The organism is Pseudomonas sp. D1-36, from assembly GCF_051132205.1.
GTDB lineage: Bacteria > Pseudomonadota > Gammaproteobacteria > Pseudomonadales > Pseudomonadaceae > Aquipseudomonas.
The window spans coordinates 1336195-1352227 of the sequence record NZ_CP071674.1 but is presented as its reverse complement, the minus strand read 5'-3'; the positions used below and the strand labels follow the sequence as shown (position 1 = coordinate 1352227).

The window sequence follows — 16033 nt, the reverse complement described above, 5'->3', positions numbered from 1 at the left end:
AGCGTGTTTCATAAAAAGGGCGTGAATTCTAACGAAAAAACCCGCGACAGGCGCGGGTTTCTTCAAAGCAGGTCAAACAGCCTTACATGCGTTGCAGATCACGCTGGGCCAACTGGGCGGCGGAAGTCCCCGGATACTGGGCCACCACCTGCTGCAGAATGCCCTTGACCTTGTCGGTGTGACCGAGGCGGCGTTCTACGTCAGCGAGCTTGTACAGCGAATCCGGCACCTTGGCGTGCTTGGGATACAGCTGCGAAACCTTGGCGAACGCCTGGCCGGCGCCTTGCAGGTCGCCCTTGGCCAGGTTCACTTCGCCCAGCCAGTATTGGGCGTTACCCGAATATTGACTGTTGGGGTATTTGCGCAGGAAAGCGGTAAAGGCCTGGCTGGCCTTGTCGAAATCCTTGGCCTTGATCAGGTCGAAGGCAGCATCGTAATAGAGCTTTTCCTTCGCCGGGTCCGCCGGTTCGCCACCGGCTGCAGGTGCTGCTGGAGCGCTAGCCCCAGCGCCTGCGGCTGCACCGGGGGCGTTCAAGTCGCCACCGGCTGGAGAATTCTCAGGAGTCGCGGCAGGTGCAACGCCGGTTCCTATGCGCCGATCAAGATCCTGGTATCGCTCCAGGCTTTCCTGCTTCATGCGCGACACTTCATTTTGCAGAACTTCAATCGCGCCTTGTTGGCGTGACAGTTGATCCTGCATTTGCTGCAGTTGGTTGAACAGCTCGCCCTGTGCCGAGACAGGGGCCGAAACCCCTCCCCCGGCATAGGCGCCGTTCGTACCGTAACCCGCAGGCGGATAGCTGCTCCCGCTATTGTTATAGCCGGAGTCGTTATCGACCACAGGAACCGCAGCCCACGCCGCAAGCGGCGCGAGGCTGAGAGCCAGGACAGTTACAGCACGACGGCACGTTCGCATGACGAATTACTTACGCAGTTCGACGCGACGGTTTTGAGCCCAGGACTGCTCGTCGTTGCCGGTAGCAACTGGACGCTCTTCGCCGTAGGAAACCAGTTCCAGCTGAGCTGGGGAAACACCTTGCAGAACCAGGTAGCGTTGAACGGCTTTCGCACGACGCTCGCCCAGTGCCATGTTGTACTCACGAGTACCACGTTCGTCGGTGTTGCCTTCCAGAACAACGCGAGCGCCGTTACCTTTCAGGTCTTTGGCGTGAACGTCCAGAGCGCGCATGGCTTCTGGCTTCAGGTCCGAGCTGTCGTATTCGAAGTAGAAGGTGGTGATTGCGCGCAGAGCAGCTTCTTCGCTCAGGGAGCCGTCAACTGCACCAGTGTTAGCGCCGTAACCAGCGTTTGGATCAACAGCGCCTTCACCGGCGTTGTCGCCGCCTTTGGACGAGCAACCTACAGCTACAGCCATGGCCAGAGCCAGCGCAGCAAATTTACCAAACTTCAGCATTTCCATCGTGAAACTCCTAATGAACCCCAGTGTGTTAAGTAAAACGTATTGCGCCGCGTCAGTTCAGGTAAGGGGACCAGGACGGTTCTCTGACTTCGCCTTGAGCGGTAGGAAGCGGGAGCCTCACGCGTCCATTAATGGACACGAGCATCAAGACTCCCCGGCCCTGCTGGCGGGTGGCGTAGATTACCATGGTGCCGTTGGGCGCAACAGTAGGTGACTCGTCCAGAGTGCTATCAGTTAGGATTTTTACGCTACCGCGCTGCAAATCCTGGGCCGCCACCTTGAAATTGGTGAAACCGTCCTGGCGATGGATCATCACCAGAGTCTTTTCGTCCGCCGACAATTTAGGGTTGGCGTTGTAGTTGCCGACGAAAGTCACGCGCTCGGCACCACCGCCACCGGCGCTGGTCTTGTAGATCTGTGGCTTGCCACCGCGGTCGGAGGTGAAGTAGATGGTCGAACCATCCTTGCCCCAGAACGGTTCGGTGTTGATGCCAGGGCCATTGGTCACGCGCGAGATCGAGCGCGAAGCCAGGTTCATCACGTAGACGTCCGGGTTGCCGTCCTTGGACAGTACGAACGCCAGGCGCGAACCGTCCGGCGACCAGGCTGGCGCGCCGTTCAGGCCTTCGAAGTTGGTGATCTGCTCACGGCGACCGGTGTCGATGTGTTGCACGAAGATACGCGGACGCTTCTGCTCGAACGATACGTAGGCGATGCGCTTGCCATCGGGGGCAAAACGCGGCGACAGGATCGGCTCGCGCGATTGCAGCAAGGTCACCGCGCGCGCGCCGTCATAGTCGGAGCGTTGCAGGGTGTAGCGGGTGTTGTTCTCGGAGAAGCGCTCGGCCGTCACGTAAAGCATGCGGGTAGAGAACGCGCCCTTGATGCCGGTGAGTTTTTCGAACGACTGGTCGGAGATGTAGTGGGCCATGTCGCGCAGTTGGTCGACACTGCCCGATACGCTGCCGGTCAGCACTTGCTGCTCGGTGGCGACGTTGAACAAGGCGTACTGCACCTGCAGGCGACCGCCCGCCGGAACGATGCTGCCGACCATGATGTACTGGGCGCCCAGCGCCTTCCAGTCACGGTAGATGACTTCGCTGGCCTGGGTCGGCAGGCTGATCATGTTCTGCTTCGGAATCGGCGCGTAGTAACCGGAGTTACGCAGGTCGTTGCCGATGATCTCAGCCATGTCATCCGGCAAGACACTGCCGCCCTGCCAACCGAACGGAACGACGGCGATCGGCGTCGCCCGGTCGCTGCCGCTGGTGACCAGGATGTTCTTTTCCTCTGCTACCGCTATCCCTGCCAAGCAGCAGATAACGACGAGCATTGATCGAAGAAGGTTTCTCACAAGGCTAGATCCTCAGGTGTGAATGTCATCTTGAACGAACGATACGGAGCAAAATCGCTCGGCTTCATCCCTTGCATTTCCGTCAACCGCCCAATGTTCTTGACCGCCGCGACCGCCGAAGCGTCGAACGGACCATCGCCACTGGACTTGGCTACGCTGACCGAGGTAACCGTACCGTCGGGCAACATGCCGATTTGCAATACAACTGTCATGCCTTTGCGCGCCGAAGGCGGACGAGCCCAGCCTTCCGCCGCCCGGGCGCGAATCAGATCGTCGAAGCTACCGGCGACTTCATCGCCCTGCTCGTCGGCCAACGCCTGCTCGCGTTCCGGCGTGTCGGAAAGCAAATCTGCCAGGGCCTGGGCCTTTTTCTCTTCGGCGGATTTACGCGCTGCGTCCTGGGCCTTTTTCTTGGCGGCGTCGGCGGCGGCTTTCTTCTTCGCGTCTTCGGCGACTTTCTTCTTCGCCTCTTCAGCTTCAGCTTTCTTCTTGGCGTCCTCGGCCGCTTTTTTCTTCGCGTCCTCGACAATCTTTTTCTTCGCTTCTTCAGCGGCCGCTTTCTTGGCCTCTTCTTCAGCGGCTTTCTTGGCTTCTTCTTCGGCCTTCTTCTTGGCTATATCAGCCAATTGTTTCTCTTCTGCCTTCTTGGCCTCGGCGGCTTTCTTCGCGTCATCGGCTTTCTTGGCTTCGTCTGCCTTTTTAGCCTCGTCCGCTTTTTTTGCCTCATCGGCCTTTTTCGCTTCTTCGGCCTTTTGAGCAGCTTCCTCTTTCTTTTGTTCCGCTGCCCTTACGGCTTCCTGCTCGACCTTTTTCTGCTCCATCTGCTCGACTTCGGTCTGGCGCGCAGCGGATTTCTTCGCCTCGCCGGCAAGCTTCTGGTTGGTCTGCGTGGTGGCCTGGCTTTTGGACTTGAGCTGGTACAGGGTCGCCTGCACGATCGGCTTGGCCGGCGGCAGCTCCGGGGTCATGGCAAAGCTGACAAACAGCATGCCGAACACCAGCACATGCAGGCCGATTGCCAGAACACTGGGCCAGAAGTAGCTTTCCGAGGCGGACGGCTCTCGCTGTTGCTGCATCAGGGGGCCTCGGTGATCAAGCCAACATTACCGACCCCGGCTTTCTGCAGGCCGCCCATGGCGCCCATCACGGCGCCGTAGTCGACGGTCTTGTCGCCACGAATGAAGACCTGCGTACGCTTGCCATTGCTGTTGCCGGCATTGATGATCTTGGTCACCGCGTCGGTCATCTGCGGCAAGGTCATGGCCCGGTCCTGCTGCTTCTCGGTGTCCACTTCACTGCCAAGATTCCAGTAGTAGGTCTTGTCAGCCTTGATCGAAATGGTCAGTACCTGGGTGTTGTTGTCCTGCGGCAAGGCTTCGCTGGAAACCTTGGGCAGATCGACCTTCACGCCCTGATTGAGCATGGGCGCGGTCACCATGAAGATGACCAGCAGCACCAGCATCACGTCGATGTAGGGCACTACGTTCATCTCGGCAACCGGCTTGCGCTTGTTTCGGGCTCGAGCGATTAAAGCCATCGGGAAATACCTGCTTATTCTTCGCTGGTGTGCACTTTGCGGTGCAGGATCGCCTGGAATTCATCGGCGAAGGTGTAGTAGCGGCTGGTCAGCGTTTCGCTGCGGGCAGCGAAACGGTTGTAGGCGATAACGGCCGGGATCGCCGCGAACAGGCCGATGGCGGTGGCGATCAGTGCCTCGGCGATGCCCGGGGCCACGGTGGCCAGGGTCGCTTGCTGGGCGGATGCCAGGCCACGGAAGGAGTTCATGATCCCCCAGACGGTACCGAACAGGCCGATGTACGGGCTGACCGAACCGACGGTCGCCAGGAACGGCAAACCTTGTTCGAGCTTTTCTTCTTCGCGGGAGATGGCCACGCGCATCGCACGGGCCACGCCTTCCATCACCGCTTCAGGGTCGACGCCCGGTTGCTGGCGCAGACGGGAGAACTCCTTGAAGCCGGCGCGGAAGATCTGCTCGACGCCCGAATCCGGGTCCGGGTTGCTGCCGGCCTGGCGGTACAGCTTGGACAGGTCGATACCGGACCAGAAGCGCTCTTCGAAGCTCTCCAAGGCACGGCGACCGGCGCGCAGCATGTTGCTGCGCTGAAAAATCATGATCCATGAGGTCACCGATGCGGCTACCAGGGTCAGCATTACCAGTTGCACCACGACGCTGGCATTGCTGACCAGGCTCCACATGGAGGAATGGTCGACGACGTTAGCTTCCACGCTTTATCTCCTGCTCTGAGTGTGTACCCGCGCCGCTCACGCCGGCAAAGGCCGCGCGTAGAGCTTCGGGAATGGCCCGGGGTTTCAAACTATGGGTGCGCACACAGGCCACCAAAAACTGCCCTTCGCAGAGCAGCACATTATCCGCAGCGCGCCTGACCTGCTGCTTGAAGCGCAGGCTGACGCGGTTCAATTCGATGACATCGGCAGTCACCACAAGCTCGTCGTCCAGTCGCGCCGGCGCGTGGTAGCGCGCTTCGCTGGAATGCACGACGAATAACAGGTCCTCCCCTGCCAGCGCGGATTGGGCGAAACCCAGTTCCCGCAGCCGTTCGGTTCGAGCCCGTTCCATAAACTTGAGGTAATTGACGTAGTAAACGATGCCGCCGGCATCGGTGTCCTCGTAATAAACGCGACAGCGATGTGCGAACGACTCCAGCCCGTTTTGCGCGCGCATACTCTAGTGCTTACTCCTCAGGTTGCCAATCCGGCCAGGCAACTGTTTTTTCATTCTCGAACGCATTGACGCTCCAGGCGTGGTCTGGGACAGCACGAACTGAAAAAAAGTCGTCGTACAGCGCGCGCTCAATCGTCTACCGCATCGAGGAACTCGTCTACCACCGGCATCTCCCCCATTCGTGTCGGGATGTTTAAGCCGAAGTGCAGATAAGCATGACGCGTCACCACGCGCCCGCGTGGGGTGCGCATGATATAGCCCTGTTGGATCAGGTAGGGTTCCAGCACGTCTTCAATGGTGTGACGCTCTTCGCTGATGGCGGCCGCCAGGCTGTCCACGCCCACCGGGCCACCGTCGAATTTCTCGATCATGGTCAACAGCAGGCGCCGGTCCTGATGATCGAAACCGCGCTCGTCGATGTCCAGCAGGTTCAAGGCCAGGTCCGCGATCGGCTTGGTGATGTGGCCCTTGGCCCGGACTTCGGCAAAGTCCCGGACCCGACGCAGCAGGCGGTTGGCGATACGCGGTGTACCCCGGGCGCGCCGGGCGACTTCGTACGCACCGTCCGGGTCCAGCGGTAACCCGAGGATGCCGGCCGAGCGGCTGACAATCGTTGCCAGGTCGGCGTTGCTGTAGAACTCCAGGCGCTGGACGATGCCGAAACGGTCCCGCAACGGATTGGTCAGCATGCCGGCGCGGGTGGTGGCGCCCACCAGGGTAAAAGGTGGCAAGTCGAGCTTGATGGAGCGCGCCGCAGGCCCCTCGCCGATCATGATGTCGAGCTGAAAATCTTCCATGGCCGGGTACAGCACTTCCTCGACGATCGGCGACAGCCGGTGGATTTCGTCGATGAACAGCACGTCATGGGGCTCCAGATTGGTCAGCAGCGCCGCAAGGTCGCCTGGCCGCTCGAGCACCGGCCCGGACGTGCTCTTGATCGACACGCCCATCTCCTGGGCAATGATATTGGCCAGGGTGGTCTTGCCCAGGCCCGGCGGGCCGAAGATCAGGGTGTGGTCCAGCGATTCGCTGCGTCCACGGGCTGCCTGGATGAACAGTTCCATCTGCTCGCGCACGGTCGGTTGGCCGATATAGTCGGCCAGGCTGACGGGGCGAATCGCGCGGTCCTGGACTTCCTCGCGGTCTCGGGGCGCGCCCGTGGCGGCAATCAGACGATCGGCTTCAATCACTTAAATCATTCCCTTCAGGGCGCGGCGAATCATGTCTTCGGTACTCAAGCCTTTTTCCTTGATCGCGGAAATCGCCTTGCTGGCTTCTTGAGGCTTGTAGCCCAGGGATATCAGCGCGGTGACCGCATCGTTTTCAGCACTGGCTGCCGGTGCGGGCGCATCCGGCTGGTTCGGAACGAGCGCGAACATTGCCGGCACGGCTTCCCAGGCCTTGAAGCGGTCCTTGAGCTCCACCAATAAACGCTCGGCGGTTTTCTTGCCGACCCCCGGCACCTTGGTCAAGGCCGAGGTGTCCTGGGATTGCACGCAACGAATCAACTCGTCGACTTCCAGGCTCGACATCAAGGCCAGGGCCAGTTTCGGGCCAACACCATTGAGACGGATCAACTCGCGGAAGAAATCGCGTTCGCGCTTGCCGACGAAGCCATAGAGTAACTGCGCATCCTCGCGCACGACCAGATGAGTGTGCAGCGTCAGCGGCTCACCGACCGACGGCAAGCGATACAGCGTGGTCATCGGCACCTCGAGCTCATAGCCCAGGCCGTTTACATCCAGAATCAGGTGCGGCGGCTGTTTTTCAGCCAGGGTGCCGCGCAAGCGTCCAATCACGTTTCAGATCCTTGGGCGTTGGCCAGCCACTGGCTGGCGAATAACAACACGAGCAGAAGGCCGACGACACAGGCGCAATTCGCTCGGGCTCATGAATGAAGCGCTGATGCTATCAGAGACGCAGGCGCCCGCCACGACTGCGTGCGGTTCCCAGGCCATGGGGCAACAGGCTGGAACGGGTGTGGGCATGGCAAATGGCGATGGCCAGGGCGTCAGAGGCGTCTATCTGCGGCTTGCTGACCAGTTTCAACAAGTGCATCACCATCATCTGCACCTGCTCCTTGTTCGCCGCGCCAGTGCCGACGACCGCCTGCTTGACCTGGGTCGCCGTGTATTCTGCAATCTCCAGGCTTTCCTCGGCGCCCGCCACAATGGCCGCCCCCCGGGCCTGCCCCAACTTCAGGGCGGAGTCGGCATTGCGGGCCATGAAAACCTTTTCGATGCCCATCGTCACCGGACCGTAGGTCTGGATGACTTCGCGCACGCCGCGATAAACAATCTGCAAGCGCTCGTGCAGCTCGCCCGCGCCGGTGCGGATGCAACCAGAGGCGACGTACACGCAGCCGCGACCGGTGTCGCGAACCACGCCATAGCCGGTGATGCGCGAACCAGGGTCGATACCAAGGATTAAAGTCATAACGCCTGCGAAAGGTAATGCGGTTGCAAAAGGATACAGCTCATCAAAGGCTTTCAGTGAATCCGTGGCGAGGGAGCTTGCTCCCGCTTGAGTGCGAAGCGCTCACAAAAAAGGTCTGCTGCGCAGCCCAGCGGGAGCAAGCTCCCTCGCCACGATGATTTCAAACAAACCTCATGCAGCATTACGCCTATCAGCCGAGTTGTTCAGCCACCGACTCAGGAATATCAGCGTTGGAATAAACGTTCTGCACGTCATCCAGGTCTTCCAGCATGTCGATCAGCTTGAGCACTTTCTCGGCGCCTTCCAGGTCGAGTTCGGCGCTGGTGGTCGGTTGCATCACGATTTCCGCGTCGGCAGGCTTGAAACCGGCCGCCTCAAGGGCGTTGCGCACGGCATAGAAGCTGGCGAACGACGTGAACACGTCGAACGAACCGTCCTCGTGACCGACCACATCATCGGCATCGGCCTCCAGGGCCGCTTCGGTCAGGGCATCCTCATCAATACCCGGCGCGAAGCTGATCTGCCCCTTGCGCTCGAACAGATAAGCCACCGAACCGTCAGTGCCCAGGTTGCCGCCGCATTTGCTGAATGCGTGGCGCACGGCCGCGGCGGTGCGGTTGCGGTTGTCGGTCATGCATTCGACCATCACCGCCACGCCGCCCGGGCCGTAGCCTTCATAAGTCAGCTCCTCGACATTGTCGGCCTCGGTCGCACCGGCGCCACGGGCGATCGCTCGGTCGATGATGTCGCGACTCATGTTCGCGCCCAAGGCCTTGTCCAATGCCAGGCGCAAGCGCGGGTTGGAGCCCGGATCGCCGCCACCCTGGCGGGCCGCGACTGTCAGTTCACGGATCCACTTGGTGAAGATCTTGCCTCTCTTGGCATCCTGACGTTCTTTGCGGTGCTTGATGTTCGCCCACTTGGAATGACCTGCCATAACTCGCTCCGGTTTTTCTCTGGAACATTGCCCGCCCCCGCGCATGCGCGGTAGCCGACAAGCAAAAATATCGACCCCAATGAAAAGGCGCATCCGAAGATGCGCCCTCTCAAGAGCCAGCCTTACTCAGCCTTTGGCTGTTCACGCAGACGAATGTGCAACTCGCGCAATGCCTTGGCATCCACGACGCCAGGCGCCTGGGTCATGACATCCGCCGCGCTCTGGGTTTTCGGGAACGCGATGACTTCGCGGATCGACTGGGCGCCGGTCATCAGCATCACCAGGCGATCCAGACCGAAGGCCAGGCCACCATGGGGCGGCGCGCCGTACTTCAAGGCGTCCAGCAGGAAGCCGAACTTCTCTTCCTGTTCCGCTTCATCGATACCCAACAGGCGGAACACGGCCTGCTGCATTTCCTTGCGGTGGATACGGATCGAACCGCCACCCAGCTCGGTGCCGTTAAGGACCATGTCGTACGCACGCGACAGGGCGGTGGCCGGGTTGGCCTCCAGCTCTTGTGGCGAGCACTTCGGCGCGGTGAACGGGTGGTGCAGCGCGGAGAAGCTGCCGTCCTCGTTTTCTTCGAACATCGGGAAATCAACGACCCACAGCGGAGCCCACTCACAGGTCAGCAGCTTCAGGTCGTGACCCAGCTTGATGCGCAATGCGCCCAAGGCTTCGCTGACGATCTTGGCCTTGTCGGCGCCGAAGAACACGATGTCGCCATCGACCGCGCCCACGCGATCGAGGATCACGTTGAGGTTGTCCTGCGGGATGTTTTTCACGATCGGCGATTGCAGGCCATCGACACCCGCCGCGCGCTCGTTGACCTTGATGTAGGCCAGGCCCTTGGCACCGTAGATGCCGACGAACTTGGTGTAGTCGTCGATCTGCTTGCGCGGCATGCTCGCGCCACCGGGAACGCGCAGGGCAGCGATACGGCATTTCGGATCGTTGGCCGGGCCGCTGAATACCTTGAACTCCACTTCCTTGAGCTGATCGGCCACGTCCACCAGCTCCAGCGGAATACGCAGGTCTGGCTTGTCGGAACCGTAGCGGCGCATGGCTTCTTCGAAGGTCATGTGCGGGAAATCGCCGAATTCCAGGTCCAGCACTTCCTTGAACAGGTTGCGGATCATGCCTTCGGTCAGGCCCATGATGTCTTTTTCATCGAGGAAGCTGGTCTCGATGTCGATCTGGGTGAACTCAGGCTGACGGTCGGCACGCAGGTCTTCGTCGCGGAAGCACTTGGCGATCTGGTAGTAGCGATCGAACCCGGCCACCATCAGCAGTTGCTTGAACAGCTGTGGCGATTGCGGCAAGGCGAAGAAGCTGCCGGGGTGGGTACGGCTCGGCACCAGGTAATCGCGGGCGCCTTCCGGCGTGGCGCGGGTCAGGATCGGCGTCTCGACGTCGAGGAAGCCGTTCTCGTCCAGGTAACGACGGATGCTGGTGGTCATGCGCGAACGCAGACGCAGCTTCTCGGCCATTTCCGGACGACGCAGGTCGATGAAACGATAGCGCAGGCGGGTTTCCTCGCCTACGTCGGAATATTCGTTGAGCGGGAACGGCGGGGTTTCCGCCTCGTTGAGCACTTCCAGCTCGTAGCCCAGCACTTCGATCATGCCGGACGCCATGTTGGCGTTGCCAGCGCCAGCCGGGCGCAGGCGCACCTTGCCGGTGATCTTGACGACGTATTCGCTGCGCACGCGGTCGGCGGTGGCGAAGGTTTCGGCGCGGTCAGGATCGAACACTACCTGGGCCAGGCCTTCACGATCACGGATATCGAGGAAAATCACCCCGCCATGGTCACGGCGACGATGGACCCATCCGCAAAGAGTAACTTCCTGACCTTCCAGGCTTTCGTTCAGTTGGCCGCAATAATGGCTGCGCATCATGGTAGTGGTTTCACTTCTCGTAATTCGAAATTCGGTTGGAGGCCCTGCCCGTGCAAGAACCCGCGCGTGTTCAACTCAGTCAGCCTTGTCGCCACCGGCCAGGTTCTTCTTGGCGCCGGTCTTGAAGTCGGTTTCATACCAGCCCGTGCCGCCGAGGCGGAAACCAGGCATGGACAGCATCTTTTTCAGCTCCGGCGCTTGGCAGGCGGGGCAATCGACCAGCGGTGCCGCGCTGATTTTTTGAATGGCTTCCATCTGATGACCACAGGAAGCACATTGATAGTCGTACATCGGCATGGGGGTTGTCTCGGCGATCAGGTTATTCACGCAAAGCCCGGCTTTGCGGCAAAGAGCGGGATTATATCCATTAAATGCGGCCTGTGCAGCCGTAAGACCGCACAGTCATTGCCGATAATATCGTTCAGCCAAGACCTGGATCACTCCCGTGCATTTCCTTCAGGCTGTGAACCACGCAGACAACGCGCACCAGCCCACTGAAATTACGCACGCCGCCATGACGCAGGTGGACCTCCCTGTCCACATGGGACAGCAAGGTGCTGACGGAGCAGCTGTTGAGCTGCGCCAGGTCACCGAGAATATCCCAATAGACCTGCTCCAGCCGCAGGCAGGTGGCGAATCCGTTGAGTCGGATGGAGCGGGCCAGCGGCCGCGCCAATTGCATGTCAAAACCACTGACGAACGGGTCGATCTTCACGGACTGCGGTCGTCCGCGCACACTTTCCCTGGGGTCTTTTCCTTGGATCATACCGTTGACACTCCTTTGCCATACGAACCTCAGTCGGAACAACCGATCTGTGGTGCTATGGAAGCTCAACTGGATCGCCAGTTCCAGATGACTTTTTGACCATCAACGTAGGACAAGCCAACAGGGCGCTGGCGATGAATCATGCGTTCCTACACGCAGTGGCGGGCGATGACGCCAACGGCAGCACCATCGCCGGCCCGGGGCTTAGCGATCTTCCAGCAACGAACGCAACATCCACGCGGTTTTTTCGTGAACCTGCATACGCTGCGTCAACAGGTCGGCGGTGGGCTCGTCGCTGACCTTGTCCAATAAAGGAAAGATACCGCGGGCGGTGCGCGTCACCGCTTCCTGCCCCTCGACCAATTGCCGGATCATATCCTCTGCCGCCGGTACGCCCTCTTCCTCCTTGATGGAAGACAAACGCGCATACACCGAATAAGCGCCAGGCGCCGGGAAGCCGAGCGCACGGATTCGCTCGGCGATCGAATCCACCGCCAGCGCCAGCTCGTTGTATTGTTCTTCGAACATCAGGTGCAAGGTGCGGAACATCGGCCCGGTAACGTTCCAGTGGAAGTTGTGGGTCTTGAGGTACAGCACGTAGGTGTCCGACAGCAGCCGCGAAAGTCCGTCGACGATGGACTTGCGATCTTCTTCGCTGATACCGATATCAATTGCCATGGTTGATCTCCTGACGATGGTGAATTCACTCTAGCGGGTGTCGCCGTCGATAGCCTGCGACAAATCGCCAGCCATCCTGAACCGACAAGCCGGGATGTCGGACGGTTCCGGCAAGACGGTGAAAATTCAACATCCATTGCCCGTCGCCGGCAAGCGTCCCTCCCATGCCCCTGGCCGACGAACAGCGTGCCGCGCCTCTGTAACACGTTTGAGAAGGCCCCGGCTTTGCTGTTAAATAGGCAGTGTGTCGCTACGCCTATTTTTCCGGGCGTCGCGCATAGGCTGATCCGGGTGCGTGTTCCTACGCCTCTCATTTCTGGAGCGAACCGCCCCCGACCAGCTCTTCCTTGTGATCTGTCTTAACCGTGAGCCAATCAAAATGTTGAAAATCGTCCACTTGCTAATGGGCGCAGCTGCCCTGCTGCTGTCCTTCATCCCTAGCCTGGGTTCCGAAGCCACACCTTACCTGCAACATCCCGACGCGCTGTACCTGGCCTTTTTCGGCCTGCTCAACCTGACCCTGGCACCCGTCATCCCTTACTGGAACAAAGGTCCACGTCATCAACTGCAAAACCTTGTCAGCGGCTTGCTGGTACTGGCTGTTGCCTTGCAAACCCTGTCCTTGCTGGCGCCCATGCCGGAAATCGGCGGCCAACCCGCCATCCTGTCCAGCCTGGCCGCGGCATTGCTCGCTGTCTTGCTGCACCTGGCCGTCAGCTTCTACAGGAAGTCGTCGCCAGCGGCCGCCTCCCAGAACTACGACATGTCCAACCGCGATACCGGCACCGTGAAGTGGTTCAACACTTCCAAGGGGTTCGGCTTCATTTCCCGCGACTCCGGCGATGACATTTTTGTGCATTTCCGGGCCATTCGTGGCGAAGGCCACCGCGTTCTGGTCGAAGGCCAGCGCGTGGAGTTCTCGGTGATGCATCGCGACAAGGGCCTACAGGCCGAAGACGTGATCGCCGCGCTGCCGCGCCGCTGATCCGGGCGTAAAAAAACCGCGACGCAGCCTGGCTGCTCGCGGTTTTTTATCGACTGCCGTTCGGACCGGTCAGTAATGCGGCGGTGGCGCGTCTTCCTCGAAGGATTCGAACTGTCCGGCCATTTCCTCCTGGCGCTTGAGTAGCGCCGCCATCTGCAGCTGCAAACGCTCAACGACTCGTTGCTGCTCCACCAGCACGTCATTTAATGCCTGGATAGTGTCATCCTGAAACGCCAGGCGGCTTTCCAGGTCTGTTACGCGCTCTTCAAGATTCATGGTCTCAGCCCTCCAGAAACTTGAAATCATCGGTCAACACCGCTCGCAACCGTTTGCGGATGGCCGCTACCTGCCCGGCATCATAAGGCTGGGCCGGGTGCTTGCCCCAGACCGGCGCCGGCCAGGCGGCATCCTCTCGCTTGCGTACGATCACGTGCATGTGCAATTGACTGACGACGTTACCCAAGGTTGCAACATTCAGCTTGTCGGCATCGAACGAGTCCTTGAGCGTTTCAGCCAGTGCCGTGGTTTCTTTCCACAACTGCGATTGATCAGCGTCATCCAATTGAAACAATTCACTGATATTTTCCCGTCGCGGCACGAGGATGAACCACGGGTAGTTCGAGTCATTGGACAAGAGCAAGCGGCACAGCGGGAAATCGCCGATGGGCAATGTGTCTTGTTGCAATCGTGGATCTAAGGCAAACACCGGCGTACTCCTCGCTCGTTGATCGATGGCCCGATGCGACGCCCTTCGGGCTGCCACCGGACGCAGGCCGCCAGCATACCTGTGAACGGCGCAACGTTCACTGCGCACCAATACCGGGCGCCCGGAATCGTAAAAGCGCATTTTGCAGCTAGCTGGCACAAGCGCTGTTCTCTTTTCGTCCAGCGTTGAGAATTTTTGCACCAAAACAGCACAATGCGTCTACGCTTTGTGATCGTGGCATCCGTGTTTTACCCACTGACGGGGTGAACCGGTAACGTTTTTGGTTGTCCCGCGAGGTTTATCGGCTTCAAACATGTCAGCTGCCCAGCAGTCAACCCCATTTAAAACAAGGCCTTTGGAGCCCGGTTTCATGAGGTTTCGCCGCAACCGCAGCTAAAATGTGAAAAAAATGTGAACGAAAACCGGGTTTGTGCATGCTTGTTGCATTCATGCCCATATCGCCTACAGGGCATCGCCGGACGCGAAACCTGCAGGCATGAGAATTAAAGTGGCAAGGCTGCCCTCAGGAGCTTCAAGCGTTGTACTTATGGACTCTTTACGCCGATGGTGGAAAAAAGAGCAACTTGAAGTTGTCTTCCACCTACCTCGGAGCAGCTGAATTACGACATGGATCGAGCCATTGGCGACATGGTCGTAAAGAAGCTGAAAGGTTGAATGGGCAAGTATCGCCAAAGAATGTCGGCGTGATATAAGTTTGCGCCGACACAAAAAGAAAGAGCCGCCCAGATAATAAAACAGGTGGGACGGCAGTACTCTTAAAACCAAAGGAGCAAATCACGATGCGCGTGATGAAGTGGAGCATGATCGCACTGGCCGTTGCTGCAGCAGCCAGTACTCAAATGGCTACGGCCGCACCTTTCGTAAGTGACCAGTCTGAAGCCAAAGGCTTTGTCGAAGACGCAAAGTTCGACTTGCTGCTGCGCAACTATTACTTCAACCGTGATAACAAAAACGGTGGCAACGACCAGAAAGACTGGACCCAGGGTATCTGGGGCAACTTCAGCTCCGGCTACACCCAAGGTACTGTTGGCGTCGGCGTCGATGCATTCGGTTACCTGGCATTGAAACTGGACGGTGGCGACGGCACCGGCGGCACCGGCAACATGAGCCGCGACGCCGATGGCGATGTAAACGACAGCCAGGGCAAGGCCGGCGCAGCGATCAAATTCCGCGTCTCCAAGACCGAGCTGAAAGTCGGTGACATGCAGCCAAGCACTGCTCCAGTGTTTGCCGTTGGCGGTTCCCGTATCCTTCCTCAAACTGCCAGCGGTTTCCAACTGCAGAGCAGCGAAGTCAAAGACCTTGACCTCGAAGCCGGTCACTTCTACTCGGGTACCAGCCAGGATCGTAACTCCCGCAATGGCGGCCTGTACGCAACCTACGCTGGCGTCGAAGCCAACACCATCGACTACCTGGGCGGCAAATACGCGATCAGCGACAACCTGAGCGCATCGCTGTACGGCGCCAAGCTGGAAGACATCTGGAACCAGTACTACGCCAACCTGAACTACACCATCCCAATGGGTGGCGATCAGTCGTTGAACCTGGACGGTAACATCTACCGCACCACCGATGCCGGCAGCGCCGAAGCCGGTGACATCAGCAACACGACGTTCTCCCTGGCAGCTGCTTTCTCGTTCCTGAAAGCACACACCATCACCGTGGCCTTCCAGAAGGTCAACGGCGACACGCCGTTCGACTACATCGGCGTGGGCAAGAACAACCGCGGCGGCGACTCGATCTTCCTCGCCAACTCCATCCAGTACTCCGACTTCAACGCGCCTAACGAGAAATCTGCCCAGATCCGTTATGACCTGAAAATGGCTGAGTACGGCGTTCCTGGTCTGAGCTTCATGACCCGCTACGTTAAGGGTTGGGACATTGATGGTACCGATCTGCCTGCTAACAGCGTATACCGCGACGAGGACGGCAACCCTCTGTACGGCAATAACGGCAAGCACAACGAAACCAACTTCGAAGCCAAGTACGTTGTCCAGTCTGGCCCAGCGAAAGACCTCTCCTTCCGCATTCGTCAAGCTTGGCACTACGCTAACGAAGACGAAGGCGAAGGCGACGTGAAAGAGTTCCGCCTGATCGTCGACTACCCGATTTCGGTTCTGTAATTGCC

At 59.4% G+C, this 16033-nt stretch carries 19 protein-coding genes; 2 read left to right on the top strand and 17 right to left on the bottom strand.

Annotation, left to right across the window (positions count from 1 at the left end; translation table 11 throughout):
• Positions 1-82: 82 nt before the first annotated feature.
• The 15 genes from ybgF to J3P76_RS05915 form a co-directional block, all read right to left on the bottom strand.
• Complete coding sequence (gene ybgF / locus J3P76_RS05985) at positions 83-916, bottom strand: tol-pal system protein YbgF (protein ID WP_420765254.1); 834 nt, start codon at positions 914-916, stop codon at positions 83-85.
• Positions 917-922: 6 nt separating this feature from the next.
• The gene (pal, locus tag J3P76_RS05980; protein ID WP_042121796.1) at positions 923-1420 is read right to left on the bottom strand and encodes a peptidoglycan-associated lipoprotein Pal; all 498 of its coding nucleotides are present in this window, start codon (positions 1418-1420) and stop codon (positions 923-925) included.
• Positions 1421-1472: 52 nt separating this feature from the next.
• On the bottom strand, positions 1473-2774 hold the full coding sequence (gene tolB / locus J3P76_RS05975) for a Tol-Pal system beta propeller repeat protein TolB (protein ID WP_039591701.1): 1302 nt from the start codon (positions 2772-2774) through the stop codon (positions 1473-1475).
• Entirely contained in the window at positions 2771-3850 is a 1080-nt protein-coding gene (gene tolA / locus J3P76_RS05970) for a cell envelope integrity protein TolA (protein WP_045156747.1), read from the bottom strand. The genes tolB and tolA overlap by 4 nt, the downstream gene beginning before the upstream one ends.
• Positions 3850-4302, bottom strand: coding sequence for a protein TolR (tolR, locus tag J3P76_RS05965; protein ID WP_162254906.1), 453 nt, complete (start codon positions 4300-4302; stop codon positions 3850-3852). The genes tolA and tolR overlap by 1 nt, the downstream gene beginning before the upstream one ends.
• Before the next feature lie 23 nt (positions 4303-4325).
• Positions 4326-5021, bottom strand: coding sequence for a protein TolQ (tolQ, locus tag J3P76_RS05960; protein ID WP_030140798.1), 696 nt, complete (start codon positions 5019-5021; stop codon positions 4326-4328).
• The gene (gene ybgC / locus J3P76_RS05955) at positions 5011-5478 is read right to left on the bottom strand and encodes a tol-pal system-associated acyl-CoA thioesterase (protein WP_030140799.1); all 468 of its coding nucleotides are present in this window, start codon (positions 5476-5478) and stop codon (positions 5011-5013) included. Before ybgC ends, tolQ begins: the two co-directional genes overlap by 11 nt.
• A 128-nt stretch (positions 5479-5606) precedes the next feature.
• Positions 5607-6668: a Holliday junction branch migration DNA helicase RuvB gene (ruvB, locus tag J3P76_RS05950; RefSeq protein WP_175363048.1), complete on the bottom strand. Its 1062-nt coding sequence runs from the start codon at positions 6666-6668 to the stop codon at positions 5607-5609.
• Positions 6669-7277, bottom strand: a complete 609-nt coding sequence (gene ruvA / locus J3P76_RS05945; protein WP_039591695.1) for a Holliday junction branch migration protein RuvA — start codon at positions 7275-7277, stop codon at positions 6669-6671.
• A gap of 112 nt (positions 7278-7389) precedes the next feature.
• Positions 7390-7914, bottom strand: coding sequence for a crossover junction endodeoxyribonuclease RuvC (gene ruvC / locus J3P76_RS05940; RefSeq protein ID WP_024776477.1), 525 nt, complete (start codon positions 7912-7914; stop codon positions 7390-7392).
• Between the two features lie 190 nt (positions 7915-8104).
• A complete protein-coding gene (locus tag J3P76_RS05935) occupies positions 8105-8851 on the bottom strand; it encodes a YebC/PmpR family DNA-binding transcriptional regulator (protein WP_434560327.1) in 747 nt (248 codons plus the stop codon).
• A 122-nt stretch (positions 8852-8973) separates the two neighbouring features.
• A complete protein-coding gene (gene aspS / locus J3P76_RS05930) occupies positions 8974-10749 on the bottom strand; it encodes an aspartate--tRNA ligase (protein WP_434701667.1) in 1776 nt (591 codons plus the stop codon).
• Between the two features lie 75 nt (positions 10750-10824).
• Positions 10825-11046, bottom strand: a complete 222-nt coding sequence (locus tag J3P76_RS05925) for an FmdB family zinc ribbon protein (RefSeq protein ID WP_003178589.1) — start codon at positions 11044-11046, stop codon at positions 10825-10827.
• 124 nt (positions 11047-11170) lie between these two features.
• Positions 11171-11515: a ribbon-helix-helix domain-containing protein gene (locus J3P76_RS05920; protein WP_434560329.1), complete on the bottom strand. Its 345-nt coding sequence runs from the start codon at positions 11513-11515 to the stop codon at positions 11171-11173.
• Positions 11516-11719: 204 nt separating this feature from the next.
• Positions 11720-12193: a Dps family protein gene (locus J3P76_RS05915; RefSeq protein ID WP_039591690.1), complete on the bottom strand. Its 474-nt coding sequence runs from the start codon at positions 12191-12193 to the stop codon at positions 11720-11722.
• Positions 12194-12572: 379 nt separating this feature from the next.
• On the opposite strand from J3P76_RS05915, the gene J3P76_RS05910 reads away from it, so the two are divergent.
• A complete protein-coding gene (locus J3P76_RS05910; protein ID WP_434701666.1) occupies positions 12573-13178 on the top strand; it encodes a cold shock domain-containing protein membrane protein in 606 nt (201 codons plus the stop codon).
• A 69-nt stretch (positions 13179-13247) separates the two neighbouring features.
• Here J3P76_RS05910 and J3P76_RS05905 read toward each other — a convergent pair whose 3' ends face one another.
• Positions 13248-13454 (bottom strand): SlyX family protein, encoded by a 207-nt coding sequence (locus J3P76_RS05905; RefSeq protein ID WP_420765260.1) that lies wholly within the window; start codon positions 13452-13454, stop codon positions 13248-13250.
• 4 nt (positions 13455-13458) lie between these two features.
• On the bottom strand, positions 13459-13884 hold the full coding sequence (locus tag J3P76_RS05900) for an HIT family protein (protein ID WP_434701665.1): 426 nt from the start codon (positions 13882-13884) through the stop codon (positions 13459-13461).
• An 800-nt stretch (positions 13885-14684) separates the two neighbouring features.
• Between J3P76_RS05900 and J3P76_RS05895 the strand changes: the two genes are divergently transcribed.
• Positions 14685-16028, top strand: a complete 1344-nt coding sequence (locus J3P76_RS05895; RefSeq protein ID WP_420765262.1) for an OprD family porin — start codon at positions 14685-14687, stop codon at positions 16026-16028.
• Positions 16029-16033 lie beyond the last annotated feature (5 nt).